This is a genomic window from Spirulina sp. 06S082, assembly GCF_034932145.1.
GTDB lineage: Bacteria > Cyanobacteriota > Cyanobacteriia > Cyanobacteriales > Spirulinaceae > CCY15215.
This window is the reverse complement of record NZ_JAYGHV010000326.1, coordinates 1-7,249: the sequence shown is the minus strand read 5'-3', so window position 1 is coordinate 7,249 and position 7,249 is coordinate 1. Positions and strand designations below refer to the sequence as shown.

Here is a 7,249-nt window from a genome sequence, read left to right as displayed (position 1 = left end):
TTTAGTTTTGCTTTTGGCTTTTCGTCGGCTCACTTGCTTAATCGTCTTTTTACCCGCATTTCTATTCTATTAAATTGATGTTTACTCGTCAATGCAGTTCTCAAAAAAATATACCTAATTTCCAGACTCTGAAAACCCTTCCTCATATAGAATATAGACGCTTCGCGATTTCCTTTGCTGGTCTCGCTAACCCTACCCAAATCAAAGATTATGGGTCGGGACTGCGCTCGACATTTTGTTCAAGGAAATCTTCTTCAAGATCGGCGATCGCCTCATCTAGAATTTGCCTTAATTCAGTTGCTTGGTCAAAGTCGAGAGAAGCGATCGCCTTTGCCAAAATTTCCAAGGTAATAGGTTCGGGAATAGTTTCTAGAGACATAGAATAGGTTACGCTCCATTTGATATACTAACGATGCCTTACTAGCTTAACATTAGAAAACTCCCCATTTGGTAAAATTTGAAACTCTAGTTCTTCATTTTTGATTAATAGAAGCTGTTAGCGATCGCCACGAGACTATAAAGCCCTGGCATAAACTTTGATTGTCACCTCTGCTAATTTTCGCATTCCCTGCACAATTTCTTCTGGTGTTGCGGTCAAACTAATTCGCAAACATTGATGTTGATGTTCCCATTCCTCCTGTAAGCCGGGAAAAAAGGTCGATCCTGGCACTAAAATAACTCCCTCTTCCTTTACCTTTTGATATAATTCCCAATCCGTAATCGGTAAATCCCGCAACCATAACCATGCAAAAATTGCCCCTTCTCCGCGATGTAAAAACCAAGGCAAATCTTGCGGTAAGTATTCCTCTAAAGTCGCCTCCAAAACCGCAAATTTCTGTTGATAATGGGGACGAATTACAGTTTCTGAAAGTTCTGCTAAACGTCCCGAGGCGATCGCCTTCGCTGCGATCGCTTGTCCGTAGCGAGGAGAGTGAATGCAAGTATTATTCTGAAATCCTTCGAGAATATCAATTGTCTCCGGATCTGCGATCGCAATTCCAATTCGTTCCCCTGGTAATCCGGCTTTTGATAAACTCATACAGTGAACAATATTTTCTCCTAAAATAGGACTCATTTCTGTAAAATTTAAAGCAGGATAAGGAGGAGCATAAGCAGAATCGATAAATACAGGAACGCGATCGGGTTTTGCTAACTCAACAATCGTTTCAACTTCGCGATCGCTTAACACATTTCCCGTCGGATTGCAAGGACGAGAAAAAATAACACACCCCGTTTGTTCATTGATTTTTAATTGGTTTAAATTGGGACGATATTTAAAACGATGTGCCTTTTCTTCAATTTCTAAATTGGGTTTGTACGCAACAACTGCTTCAGGAAACAAACTAACACCACCATAGCCCGTATAATCAGGACATAAAGGCAAGACAATCTGTTTTAATTGCCCGTCGGTATTATAGCCACCAAACGCATTCGCTGCATAAAAATAGAGTGCTTGAGAACCTGGTGAAATCAAAATATTGCGATCGCTTAAATTTAAGTTATAGCGTTGATTAAAATCTGCTGCGATCGCTTCAATTAAAGGGGCATATCCTTGAGAAGTGCCATAGCGACAAACTACCTCGCCATAATCTCCACTTGCTAACAATTCTGCCGTACAATCTCGCCATAATTGCTCAATTTCTGGCAAAATCACTGGATTTCCCGCACTCAAATTAATAAACTCTCGTCCCTTACTCGCTCTTAATGTCTCAATAATATCTTTCATAATTTCTCGCACTCCCGTGCGTTGGGACATTCGCAGACCAAATTGAGAGAGATTGAGTGTCATGGCTGAGTATTGTAAAAGATAAAAGATGAAAAATATTTTAACAATAATTGTAACTTAATGGGTATAGAATAGAGAAGAGCAAGGTATTTCGTTATCTTATAACTACTCTTTGTTGATTGCAATGACTGCTAATATTTCTCCCGAAGAACGCGATCGGATGTTACAATGGCTCAATCGCAATCTTCGAGATTTGCAAAAATATGCCCATCAATATGTTGCCTACAATGGCGATGGAGTTGTTGCTGTCAATGAAGATTTAGATCGCGTCTTAGAAGAAGCAGACGCATCGGGTGTTGTCTATTCAATTTATTTAGTTCCCGGATTTACAGGCTCGATTGTAATTTTACCCATTTATTTTCGCACGGTTAGTCGCCATGAATGGCAACCGAATTATCCCGTCAGTTTACGCAATCAAAACCGAGAAATTGATTTAACCATGTTAGTTGATTCTGGTGCGGATTTTAGTGTTATTTCTTTTAAAATCGGTCAAAATTTGGGATTTGCTTTAGCCGATCGCGAGGAAATCTTGGTTGGACAAACATTAGGAGGAGCAGTAAAATATGTTTTGCGACGCATTGATTTCTCAATTGATGGATACCAATTCAATGCTCCTGTTGCTTGGCTACAACAAGAAACCGCAGATATTATGTTATTAGGACGAGAAGATGTGTTCGATCGCTTTAATATTGAATTTCGTCAAGCAGAAGAGAAAATTATCTTTACTTGGCGAGAAAAAGAATAATTTTAAGATAATAAAATATTTAATTAGCAACCCAAAGTAAAACCCCCAATCCGATTAAAAGAAAATAAATGAATTGTTGAAAACGCTGCACGGGTAAGCGGCGATTTATTTCTCTGCCCAACAAAAGCGCGATCGCCACTGCTGGTAATGTCCAAATATACAAAGTCAGAACTTGTTTTGTCCAAAATCCACTTAATCCATGACTAATCAGAATACTGATAGAACTAATCGAGAAATAGCATTGCAACGTTGCTCGAAATTTCTGAGGATTCCAACGACACATATTACCATAAATTACAACGGGAGGACCGTTTAAATTATATGCTCCGCCGAATATACCGGCAATGAGTCCAAAGCCATAAGCAGCGCGATCGCCTAATTTAGGGAGTTTAAATTTCCCCAAACTATAGCCTCCAAAAATAATCAAAAATAATCCTATTCCTCTTAAAATAAAAATTTGTGGGACAACTTTCAATAACCAAGCACCTCCAAAAACTCCCGGAATTGTCGTCACCAACAGTCGCCAGATCGCAGCAAATTCTACTTGTCGCCAACTCGTTAAAAAAATTAATGTTGTCGCTGTCGCCATTAACAGTGCAAAAGTCGGCGTAACAACCTTTAAATCCATAATCAAACTTAATAAAGGCATCGCCAATAAAGCACTCCCAAAACCAAAAATTCCTTGTAATAAGACCCCGCAAAAAATAATCGCGATCGCCAGAATAGTTGCAAATTCCATCTCATTTATCTAATATCGGTAGGTAACTCCTGAGTAATCCCGAATTTAAAGAAGAGAATTCCCTCCATCCTCTTCTTCTTCCGCTTCTTCCACCAAATCCTGTAGCGTCTGATGACGAAGACGACGGGACTCTCGGCGATACTTTTTACTCTCCAATCTAGGTTCGTACTCACGTTTGCCCGAGCCAGCAATTTTTAACTTGACCGTCGTTTCTTCATCAGGTCGTTGTTGAAGCATTTCGACTCTTGCAAGAGTTTCCCCTAAAAACAGAAGATAATGTTCGTATCGCTCCCAATCTCCCCGAATTGAGCAGTTTGGTTCATCTCGGTGTAAACAATCGCGAAATTGACACCCATTTTCCCGCGATCGCGCCTCGGGAAAATACTGTACCAATTCTTGAGCATCACAAACCAAATCCGGCTTATTAAACCCTGGACTATCTGCCAAAAGTCCCCCTCTCGGTAACTCAAATAACTCAACATGGCGGGTGGTATGACGACCGCGCTGTAGTTTGCCCGATACTTCCCCGACCCGCAATTTAACTTCAGGAATGAGTTTGCCGATCAAACTCGATTTTCCCACCCCCGACGGTCCCGCTACCACTGTTGTTCGATCCGCTAATACCCCCTCTAAATCCTCTAATCCCTCCTCCTGAGCAACACTGATAAAGATGGGGTCATAGCCCCATTTTTGTAGCCTTACTGCCCATTCCTGCTGCCGCTCCTTGTCGATTAAGTCCCGCTTATTCAAACACAAACGCGGAGTGAGAGAGGTAGATTCCGCTTGAATTAAAAAGCGACTCAATTGCCACGGATCGAGAGTTGGTTCCTCCAGGGCAAATAACAGTAAAATTTGTTCGGCATTGGCCACCGGAGGACGTTCTAAACAGGTTGTGCGCGGTACGATCGCCCCGATCGCCCCTTGTCCTTCTTGCCAGTTTGGTTCTTCAACAATGGTGCGATCGCCCACCATCACTTTCTGCCCGATTTTTTTCAAGCGCGATCGCCGCGTACACAACAAAAACTGATGCCCTTCCCAAACCCGATCTAAGCGCACGCGATAAAAATTAGCCTGCACTGCGACTACCGTTCCCACTATCTTCATCGTTCGTCGTTCATGGCTCAACTCCTCACCTGTAGGGCAAAATATTGGGAACGGTCTTCCATCGCCTCGAGGTGATAACCCGCCATCACCAAACTATCGGGAACCTGTTCGATCGGTTCCCCGCGATCGAGCCAAACTTCCAATAATTGCCCCGCTTCCATTTGTTCCAAGCGTAATTTTGTCCGCACAAAATTAATCGGACAAGGAGTTCCCCGTAAATCCAACTGAACATCAGCAATGCTATTAATTTCGTCGTGGTTCATAGAACTTAGCCCCGAAACATTTTGCCTAAAAATCCTTCCAAACCCCCTTCTTTTCCTGCCGCTTCACCGCGAATTTTTGCCAATTGCTCCAATAATTCCCGCTCTTCAGCATTAATTCGCGTCGGGATATTGATCTTGATGGTAATTAAATGATCGCCGCGACTGACAGGATTGCCCAAACGCGGTACCCCCTTATCTTCTAAAGTCAAGATAGTATTGGGTTGAGTCCCTGGAGGAATCGTTAATTCCGTCTCGCCATCAACAGTATTAATAGGAATCCTGCACCCCAGAATTGCTTGTAAATAACTTACAGTAATTTCCGAGAGGATATTTACGCCATCCCGCTTAAATTCTTTGTCTTCTTCAACAAATAGGTAAACGTATAAATCTCCTGGTGCGCCATTCCGCAAGCCAGCATCCCCTTCTCGTGCTACCCGTAAGCGCGTTCCATTATCCACACCTTGGGGAATCGTGATTTTTAATTTTTTCGTGACTTGAGTGCGACCGACCCCACTACAGGTTTCGCATTTCTCCTCAATTACTTGCCCTTCGCTGTTACAGGTGGGACAAACGGAAACTTGAGCAAAACTACCAAAAGGCGTTCGAGTGGCACGACGGACTTGACCCGTCCCATTACAAGTCTGGCAAGTTTTCACCCCAGTGCCTGGTTTTGCCCCCGTTCCGGTACAGGTTTTACAGGTTTCGAGGTGGGGGATGCGAATTTCTTTTTCCCCCCCAAAAATAGCTTCCCGAAATTCCAACTTTAAATCGAGCCGTAAATCTTCCCCTCGCACGGGGCCGCTGCGTCGGCGTTGGGGGGTACCGGTTCCCACGCCCCCCCCGCCAAAGCCACTAAAAATAGTCTCAAAAATGTCTGCAAAGCCGCCCACGTCGCCAAAATCGGAGAACCCGCCCTGTCCCGAGGAAGATACCCCTGGTTCGCCAAAGCGATCGTATCTCGCTTTCAGTTCCGGGTCCGACAGAACTTCGTGAGCGCGATTGACTTCCTTAAACCGCTCTTCTGCTCCTGGTTCTTTGTTGACATCCGGATGATATTTCCGCGCCAAACGGCGATATCCGCGTTTGATGTCATCTGGACTGGCATCGCGGGAGATATTGAGGATTTCGTAGTAGTCGCCTGCCATAGGGTGCCGATCTGTTGAGTGTATAGTTAGTCTTTTGTCAATTATCAATTATCAATTATTAATTATCAATTATTCTTTGATAACAATATTGATTAATTTTGATTTTAATTGCGATCGCCAGGGGTTCGGAAATCATTAATCTACGGGTTCGTAGTCCGTCGCGGCGGTTTGCTCGTCGTCGTCAAAGTCAAAGCTAAACTCGTCCTCCTCAATGTTTCCTCCTTCATCGGCAATAATTTCCGTAGGCTGTTCGCTGGCAGGAGGGCTGGATGCTTCCACGCTTTCAAATTCCTCGCTGGTTCCCTGATTGGCACGATTATACAAGTCAGTTCCCACGGCTAAGACAGCCTGTTTGAAACTTTCGAGTCTTTCCTTGATTTCCTCGACGCTGAGGGAGTTGTCGGTTAAAGCCGCATTTAAAGCTGCCCGTCTCTCTGCTGCTCGAACTTTCAGATCTTCGCGAATCAAATCGGCATTTTCTTTCAGGGTGACATCGTGGGTGTAAGCGATGCTGTCTGCCTGATTTTTCAAGTCTACCAATTCCATGCGCCGACGATCTTGTTCGGCATAACGTTCGGCTTCCGTTCGCATTTTTTCCACTTCGGAGGAACTTAAGCCACCGGTGTTGGTAATGCTGACGCTTTGTTCTTTATTGGTGGCTTTGTCTTGGGCGGAAACTCGTAAGATACCGTTGACATCAATTTCAAAACTGACTTCGATTTGCGGTACCCCGCGTGGGGCGGGTAAAATTCCGTTCAGGAGGAATTTCCCTAAGCTCTTATTATCCCGTGCCATGGCTCGCTCTCCTTGGAGAACGTGGATTTCAACGGAGGTTTGCCCGTCGATCGCCGTGGAAAAGACTTGAGATTTGCTGGTGGGAATGGTGGTATTGCGATCGATGATTTTGGTGAACACTTCTCCCAAGGTTTCAATGCCCAAGGATAAGGGAGTGACATCAAGAAGGAGTAAATCTTCGACTTCCCCCCCTAAAACCCCGGCTTGAATGGCTGCACCGAGGGCAACGGCTTCATCGGGGTTAACGGAGCGATCGGGTTCTTTGTTGAAGAATTTCCGAATTGCTTTACCAATGGAAGGAATGCGGGTCGAACCCCCCACCATGATAATGCGATCGATCTCGTCGGGTTTAAGATCGCTGTCCTTGAGGGATTGCTTAACCGGAAGAACCGTGCCTTTAATCAATTCTAGGGCGAGTTCTTCAAATTTAGAGCGGGGTAAATCTGTTTCGAGGTGCTTGGGACCGGTTTCATCGGCGGTAATAAAGGGCAGGTTAATGGAGGTACTCCCAACGCTAGAGAGTTCTATTTTGGCTTTTTCCGCCGCCTCTCTCATGCGTTGTAAGGCCATCTTGTCTTCCCCGAGGTTTACCCCTTCTTTTGCTGTAAAGTTTTCACTCATCCAGCGCACGATGACATCATCGAAGTCATCACCACCGAGGTGATTGTTTCC

8 protein-coding genes are annotated in these 7,249 nt (G+C 44.3%); 1 reads left to right on the top strand and 7 read right to left on the bottom strand.

Annotation, left to right across the window (positions count from 1 at the left end):
* Positions 1–208: 208 nt before the first annotated feature.
* Positions 209–379 (bottom strand): hypothetical protein, encoded by a 171-nt coding sequence (locus VB714_RS20315; RefSeq protein ID WP_323226505.1) that lies wholly within the window; start codon positions 377–379, stop codon positions 209–211.
* 135 nt (positions 380–514) lie between these two features.
* Entirely contained in the window at positions 515–1,789 is a 1,275-nt protein-coding gene (locus tag VB714_RS20310; RefSeq protein WP_323226504.1) for a valine--pyruvate transaminase, read from the bottom strand.
* A gap of 121 nt (positions 1,790–1,910) precedes the next feature.
* On the opposite strand from VB714_RS20310, the gene VB714_RS20305 reads away from it, so the two are divergent.
* Entirely contained in the window at positions 1,911–2,531 is a 621-nt protein-coding gene (locus tag VB714_RS20305; protein ID WP_323226503.1) for a retropepsin-like domain-containing protein, read from the top strand.
* A gap of 19 nt (positions 2,532–2,550) precedes the next feature.
* Here the strand turns inward: VB714_RS20305 and VB714_RS20300 are convergent, their stop codons facing one another.
* The 5 genes from VB714_RS20300 to VB714_RS20280 all read right to left on the bottom strand — a co-directional run.
* On the bottom strand, positions 2,551–3,270 hold the full coding sequence (locus tag VB714_RS20300; RefSeq protein WP_323226502.1) for a sulfite exporter TauE/SafE family protein: 720 nt from the start codon (positions 3,268–3,270) through the stop codon (positions 2,551–2,553).
* 45 nt (positions 3,271–3,315) lie between these two features.
* Positions 3,316–4,374 carry a small ribosomal subunit biogenesis GTPase RsgA gene (rsgA, locus tag VB714_RS20295; protein WP_416309750.1) on the bottom strand — a complete coding sequence of 353 codons (1,059 nt, stop codon included), beginning with the start codon at positions 4,372–4,374 and terminating at the stop codon, positions 3,316–3,318.
* Between the two features lie 17 nt (positions 4,375–4,391).
* Positions 4,392–4,637 (bottom strand): sulfurtransferase TusA family protein, encoded by a 246-nt coding sequence (locus VB714_RS20290; RefSeq protein ID WP_204105943.1) that lies wholly within the window; start codon positions 4,635–4,637, stop codon positions 4,392–4,394.
* A 5-nt stretch (positions 4,638–4,642) separates the two neighbouring features.
* A complete protein-coding gene (gene dnaJ / locus VB714_RS20285) occupies positions 4,643–5,782 on the bottom strand; it encodes a molecular chaperone DnaJ (RefSeq protein WP_323226500.1) in 1,140 nt (379 codons plus the stop codon).
* A gap of 135 nt (positions 5,783–5,917) precedes the next feature.
* Positions 5,918–7,249, bottom strand: a 1,332-nt coding sequence (locus VB714_RS20280; protein WP_323226499.1) for an Hsp70 family protein, incomplete at its 5' end; no start/stop codon positions are given.